Source organism: Methylobacter sp. sgz302048 (assembly GCF_052162025.1).
In the GTDB taxonomy this organism is placed as follows: domain Bacteria; phylum Pseudomonadota; class Gammaproteobacteria; order Methylococcales; family Methylomonadaceae; genus Methylobacter.
In genome coordinates this window covers 2178261-2193146 of sequence record NZ_CP197401.1, presented here as the reverse complement: position 1 = coordinate 2193146, position 14886 = coordinate 2178261, and the positions used below count along the sequence as shown (strand labels likewise).

Below are 14886 nucleotides of genomic sequence, written 5' to 3'. Positions count from 1 at the left end.
TTAATGCAAAAAGTATGGAAGATATACGGTTTTTATAGTCTACGTCAGGCATCTCGATAAATGGCCCTCATCTGTGTAATCTTTGATTTGGACGGCACGCTCGTGGATAGTGAGAGGCTTTGCAATCAAGCGTTTCTTGATCTGCTTCCGCAGTTGACCGATACCGTGGAGTCATTGATCCAACGATATCGCGGCAAAAAGCTGGCTCAAATTTTTTCTGATCTTGAGCGCCATCTTTGCCAGAATTTACCGGATAACTTTGAACAGCATTACCGTCAGCGTGTTACGGAACTCTTCTCTAGCGAGCTGAAACCCATACCCGGCGTTATTGAAATGCTCGAAACCACGAATTTTCCCAAGTGCATTGCCTCAAGCGGACCGCCTTTGAAAATCCGTCAGGCGCTCGAAATTAGCGGTCTCGCGCCTTACTTTGGCAATAATATCTTCAGTTCGTATGAAGTTGGCTCTTGGAAGCCAGATCCGGGCTTATTCCAATACGCAGCGAATGCGATGGGCTTTTTACCCGGCCAATGTGTGGTTATAGAAGATAGCGAAGTTGGAATTGAGGCAGCCGCAGCGGCAGGAATGAACGCATTCCAGTATGTAGGCAATTGTGAAACCCCGTTAAGCCAAGCCGGAGATGCAGAGTCATTTGACGATATGCTGAAGCTTCCTCAATTGCTCGCCCAACTTGCCCATAATACTCGCCCCATCGTTCCATTAGAGCGCCGTTAAAACATATCCTCCGTCACATAGACATCGTTGCCTGAAACGGCAACGCCGATGCCTTGCCGGTCAATCAGAGGCGACAGGATATTTTTCCGGTGCGACGGGCTATCCATCCAACTCTGCACTGTCGTTTGTGCGATCTGCTCCAGGCTGTACCAGATATATTCCTGGTCAACGGTGATGCCGTCCTGGATCGTCTTCAATATTGTGCTGTAAAGGCTGTTCTGGAAAATATTTTCCGATAAACCGGTTCTCAATGTGTTGGGGCCGATCTGTTTTTGCCTGTTCCAGCCCTGGCGTTTACCGCGCTCGGCCGGACCTTCACCCAGCAGATTGATGTGGCTGAAAAAATTATTCCTCGCCATATCCAGACTGTGATTACGCGCTATAAACGTCAGATTTTCATCCTGAACCAATGGAGCCAGGCCGTATTTCTGCCGCTCGCGATTGATCTGCAGGTGAATCTGATATTCCAGTTGAACCGGATTTATTCGGGGCTCGGTAATGGAGCCGGCTTTTGCCGGGCCATAAGAAACCATCAGCCATAACAATGGCATTAGCAAAATTTTGTTCATTTTGGGATAGTAAAAACAGAGTTATCAGTTAGAGATTGAGGCAGGAAGATAAGTTGCCTTGTCGGGGCGCAAATTATAGTCAATCGCTACTTTAAAAATACTTAAACCTATCAACAAGTAAACATACATTGTCTTATTGATTTGGTATGCAGGCTCTAACACCAGGATACAAAAGCCATCGCTGCTGTCTTAACAGTGCCTTCGATATTCCCTGCCCAGTCAGATCCGGACAGCGATACACTTTCTTGCATGAACTTTTCTTACTATGGCGGAAACGATTTATGTTAAAGACCGGCATTATCAAAAAACCTCATGACCAGCGAACAGGATCTGAATGCCCTGAAGACGATGCTCGCAGGAGAATGCCGTGAGCGCTGTCAGCGCTGTATCGGGCCAGGTCAATTTCATCCGGATTGACGATTCGACCGTGGCTATACAGTTGACCGGCAACTGGAACCATGGCGCGACAATCAAGCAGGCCGAACAGGTGATCGCGGATTTGAATACCTCTAAAAATCCAAGCCATGTTTTACTACAGGCGCATGAGCTTGGAAGCTGGGACAGCCGGCTGCCGGCTTACCTCCTCAGGATCATCGATTATTGTCAGAGCCATGATATTGAAGTCGATGCCTCCGGATTGCCTGAAGGCGTACAGGCGCTGCTCAAACTGGCGCGCGCGGTGCCCGAACGGGCCGGGGCGCGCCGCACGGAGCAAAAAAAATCCACGTTGGGCCAAATTGGCAAAACGGTCCTGAAAGGACTTAAAGACGCCAAGGGGCTGATTGCCTTTATCGGCGAGACCGTGCTGGCTACCCTAACGCTGGTCCGGGGCAAGGCGCGCTTTCGTACTGTTGATATGTTCTTGTGCATACAGGACGCCGGTCCCGCGGCCCTGCCGATCGTAACGCTGATCAGCTTGCTGGTGGGCCTGATTCTGGCTTTCGTCGGCGCCGTGCAGCTGGCCATGTTCGGTGCCCAGATCTATATCGCCGATCTGGTCGGCCTGGGCACGGTGCGCGAGATGGGCGCGCTGATGACGGCCGTGATCATGTCCGGGCGCACCGGCGCCGCCTATGCCGCTCAACTCGGCACCATGAACGTCAACAGCGAGATCGACGCCCTCAAGACTATGGGCATATCGCCGATGGAATTCCTGGTGCTGCCGCGCATGCTGGCGTTGATCCTGATGATGCCGCTGCTGTGCCTGTATGCCGACCTGATGGGCATTTTGGGCGGGGCGATGGTCACGGTCAGCGCGTTCGATGTATCTTTGATCCAGTACTACAACGAAACCCAAAAGGCCGTGGATCTGACCGATTTCAGCATCGGGCTGTTCAAAAGCCTGGTATTCGCAACCCTGATCGCAACGGCCGGCTGTATGCGCGGCATGCAGTGCGGACGCAGCGCTTCGGCTGTCGGAGACGCCGCAACGACGGCCGTGGTGAACAGCATCGTCTACATCGTGGTGGCCGATTCGGTGATTACGCTGATCTGCGATCGGCTCGGTATTTGAGTGGATAAGCCATGAATGCACCGCACATCACGGTAAAGGATCTGACCATGGCTTACGGCGATTTCGTGATCCAGCGGGATTTGAATTTCACGATCGATCATGGCGATATCTTCATCATCATGGGCGGCAGCGGCTGCGGTAAAAGCACCCTGCTCAGGCATTTGATCGGCCTGCAGCGGCCAGCCAAAGGCGATGTGTTCTACGAACAGCAAGATTTCTGGCATGCCAGCGACGAAGAACGCACTCACATCATGCGCCGCATCGGAGTTTTATACCAGAGCGGCGCCTTGTTCAGCTCCCTGACGCTGGCTGAAAATATCGCTTTGCCGCTAGGCGAGTTCAGCGGTATGGGCAAGCATGAAATCGCCGACATTGTGTCCTACAAGCTTGCCTTGGTCGGTCTGGCGGGGTTCGAGGATTATTACCCGTCCGAGATCAGCGGCGGCATGCAAAAACGCGCCGGTCTGGCCCGGGCCATGGCGCTCGATCCCGAGATACTGTTCTTCGATGAACCGTCGGCCGGACTCGACCCGGTCAGCGCCAAACTGCTGGATGACCTGATCGCCAGCCTGCGCGACACGCTGGGAGCGACCATTGTCGTCGTCACCCACGAGCTGGCGAGCATCTTTGCCATCGGCACTAACTCGGTTTTTCTCGATCCCGATACCAAGACCATGCGGGCGACCGGTTCGCCCAAAAAGCTGCTGGCTGAATCGAACGATGCCAAAATCATTCAATTTCTGACCCGCGGCGAAAGCAATGCCGATAAGCCGGCTCAGAAAGGAGAAACCTTACCATGAGTAAACCTGTCAGTCCTGTTGCTATTGGCGGTTTCACGGTCGGCGCTTTGGCGCTTTTGCTGGTCGCAGTCTTCATATTCGGCGGCGGGCGGTTTTTACAGACCGACAAAGTCCACTTCGTCATTTTCTTTGATTCCTCACTCAATGGGCTGGATATAGGCGCCCCGGTAAAAATGCAGGGCGTCAAAATCGGCCAGGTCACAGAGATCACTCTACAAATTGATCCGAAAGCCACCAAGATATATAAGCCGGTAGTGATAGAGATCGACCGTAATACTTTAACTAGCAAAGAAGGTAAGGCTTTTCCCAAGGCAATGACGCGTGAAGAGCGGGAGGAGAACCGGGACAGACTCGTCGCCGCGGGCTTCCGTGCCCGTCTCGAGATGCAAAGCTTATTGACGGGGCTGCTTTTCATAGATTTCGATGTGCATCGGGATAAGCCACCTGTGTTTACCGGCCTTGAATATCATGGATTGCTGGAACTGCCCGCCATTCCGACAACCGTGGACGAAATTCGCAATACGGCCTCGGAAGTGGCAAAAAAACTAAACGAATTACCTCTGGAAGACATAGTTCAGGATTTATCGGCCAGCTTGCGCGAAATCAAAGACTTTATCGCTTCCAAAGACGTCAAGAAATCTACTGCCGCCCTGGCCGCTACCCTGGAGGGAATGGAGCAAACGATAAAGACGCTCAATCATAATCTGGAACCGCTGCTGGCCAATACGAACAAAACCATGGTCAGCACCAACACATTGATCAAAGACCTCAAGCCTATCGTCGCCAACACCGACAAGACCTTGAGCACCGCAACCGCTGCCCTTGACAGAGCACGGGATTCGATGGCGAAACTGGGCGGCGCCGTCGGGCCTGAATCGGAACTGACCGAAACCCTGGAAGCGCTCAAAGATGCCGCACGCTCCATGGAAAATCTGACCGACTACCTGGAACGCCATCCGGAAGCGGTAATTACCGGAAAAGATAACTAGAGGATGTGGATTATGCATATAAACCGGCTCGTTTTTCTTCCGTTATTGTCTGTTATATTTATATCCCTGACGGCCTGCATAGGCGGTACAACGCCTCCGCCGCAATTCTATATGCTGGAGCCGATCAGTAGCCTCAAACAAACAGCCGGAGCCGCCAAAAAGCCCATTATTATCCTGACATCCATTCGTATTCCGCACTATGTGGACAGGCCTCAGATCGTGACAGCCACAGGCCAGAACGCTTATCAATTGAGCGAACTCAATCGCTGGGCCGAGGCGCTGGACCACAATATCAGACGCGTGCTGGCCCAAAACCTCGCGCTTCTGGTGCCGGCCGAGGTGGAATTCTCCAGCAATCCAAATACGGCTGAACGAGCAAAGTTCCGGGTATCGGTCAATATTCTCGAATTTCATGTGGATCCGCAAAAACAGGCCGGTTTGAAGGCGCAATGGCAGATAACGCGCAATGATGGAATGGTATTGAATCAGCAGGAGTCTTACCGTGTTCCTGCTTCGACCACTGACTACTCAGTTATGGTGAAAGCGCTCAACGAATGCCTCGATCGTCTAAGCCGCGATTTGGCCGATGAACTGCAGGACTTGGCCGTTTAAATTTCTCTCATTCCCACGCTTCACGTCAATGCCGTTAAATTAAACCGCTCGTCGTGGTGAGCTTGTCGAACCATGAATGGCTTAACGACTTGTTTCGCTCACCCTTCGGCAAGATCAGGGCGAACGAAACAAGTCTTAACTTAATGGCAGTGATGCTCCGCGTTGGCATGTATCCCGCACCGCTCCAGCGGTGCTCAAGGTTGCAGAGCTAAGGCCGATGCCGGCTTTCTCCCAGGGTGACGCCGCCGGCTATGAGATGAGCCGTCCGCAGCGGTTCGGGGATATGGCTGTTGACGGCAAGAAACCGTAGCGTCCGGTCAGCATCGGCCAGGGTAAGCCCAATCCGCTGCACAAAAACCTGCCGAACCGGCTCCACCGGCCCTGCCCGTTCGATCAGCCGCCATTTTCGCTGGCCGCCAGGTACATGATTCAGCAGGGTTTGCCTGATCGTCTGCATATCGGGACGCCTGCGCATGACCACCAGCACCGGCAGGCCGAGCGTCTCGTGCAACAGCGGCAGATCGACCACGTTGAAACCGGCAAAGGCGATGCCCTGCAGCATTACCAACTGCAAATGGCCGGCGAAACGTGAGCCGCTGATCAACTTGATGATGGTCTGCGTAACGTTAGCCCCGTCACGCCTGACTTTGCCGCTCAGCACCGCCTCCAGGCGCAGACCGGCGTAAACCGCGCCCACCAGCAGCACATCGCCTTTATGCGTGCGCGGGAACGGGGCGTCGTCGAAGCCTATGACATGCGAAAGGGATTTAGTCATAATTAAAATTTTTTAATTTTTTAACACAGGCTTATTAACCACAGAGGACACAGACGACCGCATGGATGCGGGAGGTAGAGCAACGCAGGAGCAGTTGCCGAGAGCACAGAGGTCAGGCAAGCCATTTCTCTGTGCTCTCTAAAGCTCGCTGGCTGGGTTAGCGCTTTGTGGAAACCCGGCACGAGCAGCTTCGAAGCTGGGTTTATCAACCCAATCTACGCACTGAATTTCCGGATCAATCGCCTTCCAGTTCACGCTCAATCTGTTCAATACTAGGCAGCTGATTTTCCAGATCGGCGGGCAGTGCCTGGGCCAGCTGATATTCCGCCACGCCGATCGGCTTGTTGTTGTCGCGCAGGGCGTATTCCGCGACCAGCTTGTTGCGGGTCTTGCATAACAGCAAACCGATGCTTGGGGCGTCCTGTTCGCTTTTGATCCGGGCGTCTACCGCACTTAAATAAAAACTCAATTGTCCTGCATGCTCCGGCTTGAAATCGCCGGTTTTGAGCTCCACGACCACATAGCAGCGCAATTTCAGATGGTAGAACAATAAATCCAGATAAAACTCATCGCCGCCCACGTTCAGCTCGACCTGTCTGCCGACATAGGCAAAGCCGGCGCCCAGCTCCAGCAGGAACTGGGTGATATGCTGCGTCAGCGCCTGTTCTATGTCGCGTTCGCGCGCTTCTGCGCCTATGCTCAAAAAATCGAAGATATAAGGGTCTTTCAGCGTTGCCTGAGCCAGTTCGGATTGCGGGTCGGGCAGGTTTCGGCTGAAATTGCTGACCGCCTGGCCCTCGCGCTGCATCAGGGCGCTTTCAATCTGATGCACCAGCACATTGCGCGACCAGCCGTGCGCTATGGTTTTACGGGCGTACCATAAGCGCTGCTCCGGCGTTTTCAGCTTGGTCAACAACACCAGATTATGGCCCCAGGGAATTTGTGCAACAGGCTGTTGCACAATTGAGGGTGATGCCGCGGTTATCGGCCAGGCTTCCGCGAAAGCGCGCATGTACTTGATATTCCGCGCCGAAAACCCTTTTAAATCCGGGAAAGCCTGCTGCAAGTCCTCAGCCAGCCGTTCAATCACCTTGCTGCCCCAGCCCTGCTCGGCCTGGCGCTGCAAAATGTCGGCACCGAGCTGCCAGTACAGCTGGATCAGCTCCTGGTTGACGGCTAAAGCGGCGCGCTGCTGGGCCGAGGCGATTTGCCTCTTCAGCCCTGCCAGCCATTGGGGATAGTTATCGGGAAGCTTGTTGCTGTTCATGTTCGGGTGGTCCATAGAGGGCATGGAATTGCACAGGACATTGTTCTTTTAGACTTTGCGGATTCTGTGTTTTTTGTTGGCTGTTTGGATGCATGGCTGGAGTTTGGGATTTATTCTTTACTCATATGCTCAACTAAAGTCCAAAAAAGCATTTAATAATCAATTTATTATCTGTCGTTCAGCTATGGCATATTGCATGCCGCGATTCATTGAAGCTATCTGCTAATGATCAATCCGACATGCCAGTGTTGCAGACTTCGCGCAGCCATCGCGATGTTTTTGAGTCAAATTGGACTTGATGCACAATAACCTCTTGCCCGGGTCGCTCAAGCAAGCAAAAATCCGCAGTGTATCCATGCGCCTCATACGGATATTTTCCCATCGGCGCATAGAGCGTTACCCCATACACCTGTCCGGGTACTAATGGTTCTGCCGGCATCTTCGCTGGATATACGTCAGTCGTTTGACCATAAGGTATGCACTGGTCTGGCGTGAACGGAGGCGATTTTTTAAACTCGGCAAACCAGATTTTATTGCCTTGTTCCTCTATGACTTCTATAGCTTTAAGATTTGCGCCGGCTCGGGTTTTTTCAGTGTTTTCAATGGAAAAGCATGGGAGATTGCCGCTTTGTCGAACAATAGCCTGCCCAATTTCCTTTCTTATCGGAGTACACCCGCTGATCTGCGTAAGGAGCAGCGCGACGGCTATTGATAAATAAAAAAATATTTTCATGTGTCAGGGTAGATTTTCACTGCTTGCTGGATTGATCAGGAAGTCTTTCAGTGTTCTTTCATAATCATCAAGTGAGTAAGTTACAGTTGAATCGGCACTGAGTTGATTTCTGACAGCACTTGGATTATTAAGAAACTTTAACGCAAAGTAATCTGCCAAAATATCACCCTGAGCTTCCATATTGTAATCGCAGAGCTTTCTCTGCGCATCAAGCGTGTATTTATAGTCCAATCCTGGACGGAACGCGCCCCTAAACCTAACCCAATAACCCAGTTGATGCTGCCATATATGGGTCATCTCATGCATAAACCAGCATTTATTCAAATCATTAGAAGTTGAGAAGTCCTCTAGAAATTTTAAAGGAGGAAAATACATCTCCCCATTAGGTGTCACAGCAGTCCTGGCATCCTGCAGTCCAAAAGGGAAATAGCCTTCCTTATGGACCCGAACCCTGGCGTAGTTGATCGAATCCTTAAAGATTGTTTTCGCCATTTGAATCTCACCCACAGTTAATCCTCGGGACTCATTTTCCGGGGTAACGTGCAAACTATTTTGGGCGGCGATACCAATCGGTCCAGGTGACGGCGACCGGCGCTGAATGAGAGTACCTTCATCTATCACCGGCCTATTGGTTGATCCGCCCAGAGGGCCGCTATTGCCTGTCATGTTGACTCCTTATGATTTCGAGAAACCAATGTGTCTATCCTTCGGCTTATGCCGGTTTCCCGTTCCCAAGCGATTCCTTGGATGAATGCGCATTAGCCTGAATCGCCAGACTGTAAGCGCTTCCTCGTCGTTCCCGCGCGGGAATGCATACCGGGCCTGCACATGCCTGATGCTTCCAAAGCCCGGTATCGGTTCCTGTGGAGGATCGTGGAAACCTGGGAACGACGATGATATGTTTTATTCAACCGCAGAGGACATAAAGAGCACGTATTGGGCAAATCCCGTCCCTGTCAACGGCATAATAGCGTAAGGCCAGATAAGCCGTCACCTGTCGCGCTATGTTCAGGACAATCATCGCCGTGCGCAAATCGCCCCGTGAGCCAGGCCGCTGCCCTGGATGCGCAGCGGCTTGGGAAATAACCGCCGTAAATCAAAGCCGCCTTCAATGGGCTGATGCAGGATGCAAAGCCAAGGCGTTGACCAATTCGCGTTGTTACCAGGCTAGTCGGATTGAGCAGGACATTTGTTTGATCATGCCGAGCAGGCATTGTATCAATCAAAAAAGAGGGCAGAAACCGGACAACTTTGCAGATTTAATGAATGGTGGCGATGGGTGGGATCGAACCACCGACCTTGGGGTTATGAATCCCACGCTCTAACCGGCTGAGCTACATCGCCTTTGGATAGGTCTTTATTTTGTAAGGTAGCAGCATCTGATGATACTGCGATAAGAAAACTTCAAATAAGGAAAATGGTGGCGATGGGTGGGATCGAACCACCGACCTTGGGGTTATGAATCCCACGCTCTAACCGGCTGAGCTACATCGCCTTTGAAGTAGGTCTCTCAAAAGAGCGGGCATTTTAAATACCCGCTCGAGATTTGTCAAACGTTGAATCTAAAATGAACCACATCGCCGTCTTTAACGACATAATCCTTGCCTTCAAGACGCCATTTTCCGGCATCCTTGGCGCCCTGCTCGCCTTTATTGGCAATGAAATCTTCGTAGGCAATCACTTCGGCGCGGATGAATCCTCTCTCAAAATCCGAGTGGATGACGCCGGCTGCCTGAGGCGCGGTTGCGCCTGTCGGAATGGTCCAGGCCCGAACTTCCTTTACGCCGGCGGTAAAATAGGTGGACAGGTTCAGCAGCGTGTAGCCGGCCCTGACGACACGATTCAAACCCGGCTCTTCCAAGCCCAGATCATCGAGGAATTCCTTCTTTTCATCGTCATCCAACTGGGCAATTTCCGCCTCTATCGCGGCGCATATCGGCACGACGACCGCCCCTTCCTTGTCGGCAAATGCCCTGACCCTATCCAGCAGGGGATTGTCTTCGAAGCCGTCATCCTGAACATTGGCAATGTACATGGTAGGCTTGATCGTCAACAGGCACAGGTCTTTTATCAACGCTGTTTCATCATCGCTCAGCCCCATGGCTCGCACAGGCTCGCCGGTATCCAGGTGCTTGGCGACTTTCTCCAGCACCTGTTTTTTCGCCAGTTCGTCTTTGTTGCCGGATTTGGCGGCTTTTGATACGCGCTGCAATGCCCTGTCAACCGTAGCCATATCCGCCAATGCCAATTCGGTGTTAATGACTTCTATATCGGAAACGGGGTCGATCTTGCCGGCGACATGGATAACGTTGTCGTCATGGAAACAGCGCACGACGTGGGCTATCGCATCGGTTTCACGAATGTTGCCCAGAAATTGGTTGCCCAAGCCTTCGCCTTTCGAGGCGCCGGCAACCAGCCCTGCAATATCAACAAATTCGATGGTCGTAGGCAGTGTACGCTCGGGTTTCACAATTTCTGCCAGTTTTTCCATTCTATTGTCAGGCACGGGAACGACGCCCACGTTGGGATCAATTGTGCAGAATGGGTAGTTTTCGGCGGCGATCTTCGCCCGGGTTAATGCGTTAAACAGGGTCGATTTTCCAACATTGGGCAAACCAACGATTCCGCAATACAATGCCATAGAGTTCTCTTAAATAGAATTTTGTACAAGAAAGGAATACAGCGAGAGGTTCAAGCTGAAACAAACGGTAAATTATACAATTTATCGCTTTAATCTAAAATGCCTATTTAATTTATCCGGTGTTGACGCTTGTTCTCAATTTCACGATAAGAAATCGATAATCATCTTCTGATAACGCATCGTTTAAAACGATAATCGTCTTTTTGCCGGCGTTCTGCCTTATCACCTGTAAAAATATTACATATACGGTGATAACCGTTGAATTTATAACTCGGACCGGTTCGAAGTCATCGCCGTCCAAGATTTCCCAGCCTGACGCCTCGGTATATCTGATTATCTGCCGGAAATCATTTAAGCGCCTGATAACGCCCCAACAGTGCAGACCTATTCCTGCCAATAAAGCCAATTTAATGGCAAGCGGCAAGGCAGCGGCCAGACATGCACCCAACGCGAGCACATGAGCAAAAATCAGCAACTGTTTTAATCGTTTGGAAGGTTTAAGTTCCAACAGCAGAGAGGGATCGTATTTTTTTGACAAGAGCATCCATTCCTTTTGCTTCAGGCACTTGCCCGTCCACCAAAAACCTCAACAGCTCCGCATCGCTGAAATTCAGCAATGCCTGAAACAGTTGCTGTTCACCATGCCCAGCCTTTAAATAGGCATGTTCCAGATACAGGTTAAGCATCTTATCCAGCTCCAGCGAACCACGCCGGCAGAGCCATCTCAATTTTTCTTCTGAAACCATCAACCTTGTTGCCGGATTAACAGCATTTTTTTAATTTCAGCAATCGCCTTGGCAGGATTCAGGTGTTTGGGACAGGTATCGGTGCAGTTCATGATGGTATGGCACCGGTACAGCTTAAACGGATCATCGAGGTCATCCAGCCGCTCGCCGGCAATTTCATCGCGGCTATCATTAAGCCAGCGGTAGGCCTGCAACAAAACGGCCGGCCCCAGAAAACGGTCGCTGTTCCACCAGTAACTCGGGCAACTGGTTGAGCAACAGGCGCACAGAATGCATTCATAATAACCGTCGAGTTTTTTGCGGTCTTCTCTGCTCTGCAGCCGCTCCCGGTCCGCTGGCGGCGGCGTTTGCGTCTCAATCCACGGTTTTATGGAAGCATATTGAGCGAAGAAATGGCTCATATCGCCGACCAGGTCTTTTATGACGGACAAGTGCGGCAACGGGAAAATTTTTATCGTGCCGGGATAATCTTCAATGGCATTGATGCAGGCCAGCGTATTTTTGCCATTGATGTTCATCGCACAGGAACCGCAAATGCCTTCCCGGCATGAACGCCTGAAGGTCAAAGTACTATCGATCTCATTTTTGATCTTGATGATCGCATCCAGCACCATCGGTCCACAATTATCAAGATCGATTTCATAGGCATCGATCCGCGGGTTTTCACCACTTTCAGGGTCCCAGCGGTAAACTTCAAACCGCCTGATATGTTTGGCATGCTCGGGCGCGGGAAAAAATTTGCCTTTTTTAGGCACCGAGTTTTTAGGCAAGGCAAATTCAACCATTAATAAACCCTCTTCTTAGGTGGAATAGCTTCAACTTCATCAGTCAAGGTATACAGATGTACGGGCCGGTAATCGATCTTGACCTGCCCTTTATCCAGCCAGAGTAATGAATGCTTCAGCCAGTTCTGGTCATCGCGCTCAGGATAGTCCTCCCTGGCATGCCCGCCCCGGCTTTCCGTTCTGTTTGCCGCTCCGGTGATTGTCACCATTGCCTGGCTTAACAGGTTGTCCAGCTCCAGCGTTTCGACCAGATCCGTATTCCAGATCAAGGATTGATCCTTTATCCCTATATCAGCAAAGGAATCAGCGACTTGCTTTAACTTTTCGATGCCTTCATCAAGCACAGGTCCCGTTCTGAAAACAGCTGCATGCGTCTGCATGGTTTTTTGCATGTTTAAACGTACATCAGCCGTTTTCAAAGATCCTTTAGAGTGGCGGATACGATCGAAGCGAGCAAGCGCCTGATCGCATGCCTCTTCTTTCAAAGGGGCATGAGGGGTGCTTGGTTTTACCAGCTCGGCGCAGCGTATGGCCGCTGACCGCCCGAAAACGATCAGATCGAGCAATGAATTCGACCCCAGCCGGTTAGCGCCATGAACTGACACACAAGCGGCTTCGCCAATGGCCATGAGCCCTGGCACAACGACTTCGGAATCATTCCCGTTCTTAGTAATGACTTCGGCCTTATAATTGGTGGGAATGCCGCCCATGTTGTAATGTACGGTAGGCAAAACAGGGATCGGGTTCTTGGTGACATCAACGCCGGCAAAGATCCGGGCCGTCTCTGATATGCCGGGCAGGCGTTCTTTTATAATGGCCGGATCCAGGTGTTCAATATGCAGATAAGCATGGTCGCGTTCTTTACCGACGCCGCGCCCTTCCCTGATTTCCAGCATAATGGCCCGGCTTACGACATCGCGGGAAGCGAGATCTTTTGCATGAGGCGCATAGCGCTCCATAAACCGCTCGCCTTCGGAATTGGTCAGATAACCGCCCTCGCCCCTAACACCTTCCGTAATCAGACAACCCGCGCCATAGATACCGGTCGGATGAAACTGCACAAACTCCATGTCTTGCAGCGGCAATCCGGCCCGCAGCACCATCGCATTGCCGTCGCCGGTCACGATATGAGCGGACGTGCAGGAAAAATAACAGCGCCCGTATCCCCCCGTTGCCAGCACAGTCATGTGAGATCTGAACAGATGCAGACTGCCGTCCTCCAGGCACCAGGCCAGTACGCCTCTACAGGCACCGTCTTCCATGATCAGGTCGAGAGCGATATATTCGACAAAAAACTCGGCCCGATGCTTGAGCGACTGCTGATACAAAGTATGCAGAATGGCATGGCCGGTCAGGTCTGCAGCGGCGCATGTGCGCTGGGCCGTGCCCTCCCCGAAATGCGTGGTCATGCCGCCGAACGCGCGCTGGTAAATTCTGCCGTCCGGCGTTCTGGAAAAAGGCACGCCGTAATGCTCAAGCTCGATGATGGCCGGAATAGCCTCACGGCACATATATTCGATGGCATCCTGGTCGCCCAGCCAGTCGGACCCTTTAACGGTATCATACATGTGCCAGCGCCAGTCGTCTTCGCCCATATTGCCCAATGCCGCGCTGATGCCGCCCTGCGCGGCGACGGTATGGCTGCGGGTGGGGAAAACCTTGCTGATGCAGGCCGTTTTCAATCCCTTTTCCGCCATGCCCAAGGTCGCGCGCAAACCGGCGCCGCCAGCGCCGACAACGACGGTATCGTAGCGATGTTCAATGATTTTATAACTGTTCGACATGCCTTATACCATTTTCCCAATATTAAAGATCGCCACCACAGCGACTAACGCCAGAAGAACAAATGCCAGCTTGACGATCCACACGGAAACAATCTTCAGCCATTCGGTATGGACATAATCTTCGATGACCACTTGCAGACCCAGGCCGGCATGGTAAAAAACAGCCAGAATCCAGGCGATCATGAGCACGCTGTTCAAAGGTTTTGACAGCCAGACTACAGTTTGCGGATAAGATGACTTTAACAGATGACCGATAAACGTCAGCCACCATAAGGACAGTGGAATAAGCGCGGCAGCCGTGACTCGCTGCATCCACCAATGAGCGGTTCCGGCCTTTGCAGAACCCAGGCCCCGGGCTTTGGCAAGCGGTGTACGATAATCCATGATAGCCTCCTGCTTAAAGTAAGAAAAAACCAGCGACAGTCAAAACGACCGATGCTATCAGTTCGATATAGACATTCCTGTCCATGTGTTCCCGTTCGAATCCGCTGCCGGCATCCCAGATTAAATGCCTGACGCCATGACACAGATGAAAGAACAGCGCATAAATAAATAACCAGAGGATCAGAGTGCCCAGGGCATGATTCATAAGGTTTTGCATGGTTACATATGCATCCTCCCCCACGCTGATTGTCAGCAAACTGCCTACGAACAGCAGCAATCCTATCGACAATATGACACCGGTAATACGGTGAACAATAGACGCAACTGCATTCAGGGGCAGCTTGTAAACCTGCAGATGTGGAGAGAGTGGCCGGATTTTTTTCTGTTGGTCCATAACACATCACGATTTAAGCCATAAGGTAAGTTAATAATACCTTGTCGGTCACGGGTAAGCCAATACAAAATATGCCCAATCCGTAGTGCGGCTGGCTGATTTTTTGTCTTAGTTTTGAAGCGCGTTATAATCAATGCCCTTCTTAATGCACCCACCATA

17 protein-coding genes and 2 tRNA genes are annotated in these 14886 nt (G+C 51.6%); 5 read left to right on the top strand and 14 right to left on the bottom strand.

Annotated elements, in window-relative coordinates; all coding sequences use genetic code 11:
- Nucleotides 1-60 precede the first annotated feature (60 nt).
- Nucleotides 61-735, top strand: a complete 675-nt coding sequence (locus ACTNE6_RS09955) for an HAD-IA family hydrolase (protein ID WP_442499578.1) — start codon at nt 61-63, stop codon at nt 733-735.
- On the opposite strand, the gene ACTNE6_RS09950 is transcribed toward ACTNE6_RS09955, so the two are convergent.
- Nucleotides 732-1304 (bottom strand): CAP domain-containing protein, encoded by a 573-nt coding sequence (locus tag ACTNE6_RS09950; protein ID WP_442499577.1) that lies wholly within the window; start codon nt 1302-1304, stop codon nt 732-734. The two genes, ACTNE6_RS09955 and ACTNE6_RS09950, sit on opposite strands and share 4 nt — an antisense overlap.
- Nucleotides 1305-1671: 367 nt before the next feature.
- Between ACTNE6_RS09950 and ACTNE6_RS09945 the strand changes: the two genes are divergently transcribed.
- From ACTNE6_RS09945 to ACTNE6_RS09930, 4 genes are read left to right on the top strand one after another with little or no spacing between them, the layout of a single operon-like run.
- Nucleotides 1672-2817 carry an MlaE family ABC transporter permease gene (locus tag ACTNE6_RS09945; RefSeq protein WP_442499576.1) on the top strand — a complete coding sequence of 382 codons (1146 nt, stop codon included), beginning with the start codon at nt 1672-1674 and terminating at the stop codon, nt 2815-2817.
- A gap of 11 nt (nt 2818-2828) precedes the next feature.
- Nucleotides 2829-3617 (top strand): ABC transporter ATP-binding protein, encoded by a 789-nt coding sequence (locus tag ACTNE6_RS09940; RefSeq protein ID WP_442499575.1) that lies wholly within the window; start codon nt 2829-2831, stop codon nt 3615-3617.
- Nucleotides 3614-4606 (top strand): MlaD family protein, encoded by a 993-nt coding sequence (locus tag ACTNE6_RS09935; protein WP_442499574.1) that lies wholly within the window; start codon nt 3614-3616, stop codon nt 4604-4606. The genes ACTNE6_RS09940 and ACTNE6_RS09935 overlap by 4 nt, the downstream gene beginning before the upstream one ends.
- Before the next feature lie 12 nt (nt 4607-4618).
- Nucleotides 4619-5218 (top strand): PqiC family protein, encoded by a 600-nt coding sequence (locus ACTNE6_RS09930; protein ID WP_442499573.1) that lies wholly within the window; start codon nt 4619-4621, stop codon nt 5216-5218.
- Between the two features lie 208 nt (nt 5219-5426).
- Here the strand turns inward: ACTNE6_RS09930 and ACTNE6_RS09925 are convergent, their stop codons facing one another.
- From ACTNE6_RS09925 to sdhC, 13 genes are all read right to left on the bottom strand, one after another.
- Entirely contained in the window at nt 5427-5993 is a 567-nt protein-coding gene (locus ACTNE6_RS09925; RefSeq protein WP_442499572.1) for an endonuclease dU, read from the bottom strand.
- Nucleotides 5994-6228: 235 nt separating this feature from the next.
- Complete coding sequence (locus ACTNE6_RS09920; RefSeq protein ID WP_442499571.1) at nt 6229-7260, bottom strand: PDDEXK nuclease domain-containing protein; 1032 nt, start codon at nt 7258-7260, stop codon at nt 6229-6231.
- Between the two features lie 229 nt (nt 7261-7489).
- Nucleotides 7490-7993: a hypothetical protein gene (locus ACTNE6_RS09915; protein ID WP_442499570.1), complete on the bottom strand. Its 504-nt coding sequence runs from the start codon at nt 7991-7993 to the stop codon at nt 7490-7492.
- 3 nt (nt 7994-7996) lie between these two features.
- The gene (locus ACTNE6_RS09910; RefSeq protein ID WP_442499569.1) at nt 7997-8659 is read right to left on the bottom strand and encodes a hypothetical protein; all 663 of its coding nucleotides are present in this window, start codon (nt 8657-8659) and stop codon (nt 7997-7999) included.
- A gap of 601 nt (nt 8660-9260) precedes the next feature.
- Nucleotides 9261-9337 (bottom strand) — tRNA-Met (locus ACTNE6_RS09905).
- Between the two features lie 74 nt (nt 9338-9411).
- Nucleotides 9412-9488, bottom strand: a tRNA-Met gene (locus ACTNE6_RS09900).
- 54 nt (nt 9489-9542) lie between these two features.
- Nucleotides 9543-10634: a redox-regulated ATPase YchF gene (gene ychF / locus ACTNE6_RS09895; RefSeq protein WP_442499568.1), complete on the bottom strand. Its 1092-nt coding sequence runs from the start codon at nt 10632-10634 to the stop codon at nt 9543-9545.
- A 112-nt stretch (nt 10635-10746) separates the two neighbouring features.
- Complete coding sequence (locus ACTNE6_RS09890; RefSeq protein WP_442499567.1) at nt 10747-11172, bottom strand: protein YgfX; 426 nt, start codon at nt 11170-11172, stop codon at nt 10747-10749.
- Nucleotides 11132-11380: an FAD assembly factor SdhE gene (locus ACTNE6_RS09885; protein WP_442499566.1), complete on the bottom strand. Its 249-nt coding sequence runs from the start codon at nt 11378-11380 to the stop codon at nt 11132-11134. Before ACTNE6_RS09885 ends, ACTNE6_RS09890 begins: the two co-directional genes overlap by 41 nt.
- The gene (locus ACTNE6_RS09880; RefSeq protein ID WP_442499565.1) at nt 11380-12165 is read right to left on the bottom strand and encodes a succinate dehydrogenase iron-sulfur subunit; all 786 of its coding nucleotides are present in this window, start codon (nt 12163-12165) and stop codon (nt 11380-11382) included. Before ACTNE6_RS09880 ends, ACTNE6_RS09885 begins: the two co-directional genes overlap by 1 nt.
- Nucleotides 12165-13949 (bottom strand): succinate dehydrogenase flavoprotein subunit, encoded by a 1785-nt coding sequence (sdhA, locus tag ACTNE6_RS09875; protein ID WP_442499564.1) that lies wholly within the window; start codon nt 13947-13949, stop codon nt 12165-12167. The genes ACTNE6_RS09880 and sdhA overlap by 1 nt, the downstream gene beginning before the upstream one ends.
- A 3-nt stretch (nt 13950-13952) precedes the next feature.
- Entirely contained in the window at nt 13953-14333 is a 381-nt protein-coding gene (gene sdhD / locus ACTNE6_RS09870; RefSeq protein WP_442499563.1) for a succinate dehydrogenase, hydrophobic membrane anchor protein, read from the bottom strand.
- Nucleotides 14334-14346: 13 nt separating this feature from the next.
- Entirely contained in the window at nt 14347-14727 is a 381-nt protein-coding gene (gene sdhC / locus ACTNE6_RS09865) for a succinate dehydrogenase, cytochrome b556 subunit (RefSeq protein ID WP_442499562.1), read from the bottom strand.
- Between the last annotated feature and the right edge of the window lie 159 nt (nt 14728-14886).

Bases quoted from the DNA above. Each gene is read 5' to 3' on its own strand.
- ACTNE6_RS09950 (WP_442499577.1), bottom strand. From the start codon at position 1,304: ATGAACAAAATTTTGCTAATGCCATTGTTATGGCTGATGGTTTCTTAT.
- sdhA (WP_442499564.1), bottom strand. From the start codon at position 13,949: ATGTCGAACAGTTATAAAATCATTGAACATCGCTACGATACCGTCGTT.
- sdhD (WP_442499563.1), bottom strand. From the start codon at position 14,333: ATGGATTATCGTACACCGCTTGCCAAAGCCCGGGGCCTGGGTTCTGCA.
- ACTNE6_RS09955 (WP_442499578.1), top strand. From the start codon at position 61: ATGGCCCTCATCTGTGTAATCTTTGATTTGGACGGCACGCTCGTGGAT.
- ACTNE6_RS09920 (WP_442499571.1), bottom strand. From the start codon at position 7,260: ATGAACAGCAACAAGCTTCCCGATAACTATCCCCAATGGCTGGCAGGG.
- sdhC (WP_442499562.1), bottom strand. From the start codon at position 14,727: ATGGACCAACAGAAAAAAATCCGGCCACTCTCTCCACATCTGCAGGTT.
- ACTNE6_RS09880 (WP_442499565.1), bottom strand. From the start codon at position 12,165: ATGGTTGAATTTGCCTTGCCTAAAAACTCGGTGCCTAAAAAAGGCAAA.
- ACTNE6_RS09910 (WP_442499569.1), bottom strand. From the start codon at position 8,659: ATGACAGGCAATAGCGGCCCTCTGGGCGGATCAACCAATAGGCCGGTG.
- ychF (WP_442499568.1), bottom strand. From the start codon at position 10,634: ATGGCATTGTATTGCGGAATCGTTGGTTTGCCCAATGTTGGAAAATCG.
- ACTNE6_RS09930 (WP_442499573.1), top strand. From the start codon at position 4,619: ATGCATATAAACCGGCTCGTTTTTCTTCCGTTATTGTCTGTTATATTT.
- ACTNE6_RS09940 (WP_442499575.1), top strand. From the start codon at position 2,829: ATGAATGCACCGCACATCACGGTAAAGGATCTGACCATGGCTTACGGC.
- ACTNE6_RS09925 (WP_442499572.1), bottom strand. From the start codon at position 5,993: ATGACTAAATCCCTTTCGCATGTCATAGGCTTCGACGACGCCCCGTTC.
- ACTNE6_RS09915 (WP_442499570.1), bottom strand. From the start codon at position 7,993: ATGAAAATATTTTTTTATTTATCAATAGCCGTCGCGCTGCTCCTTACG.
- ACTNE6_RS09935 (WP_442499574.1), top strand. From the start codon at position 3,614: ATGAGTAAACCTGTCAGTCCTGTTGCTATTGGCGGTTTCACGGTCGGC.
- ACTNE6_RS09885 (WP_442499566.1), bottom strand. From the start codon at position 11,380: ATGGTTTCAGAAGAAAAATTGAGATGGCTCTGCCGGCGTGGTTCGCTG.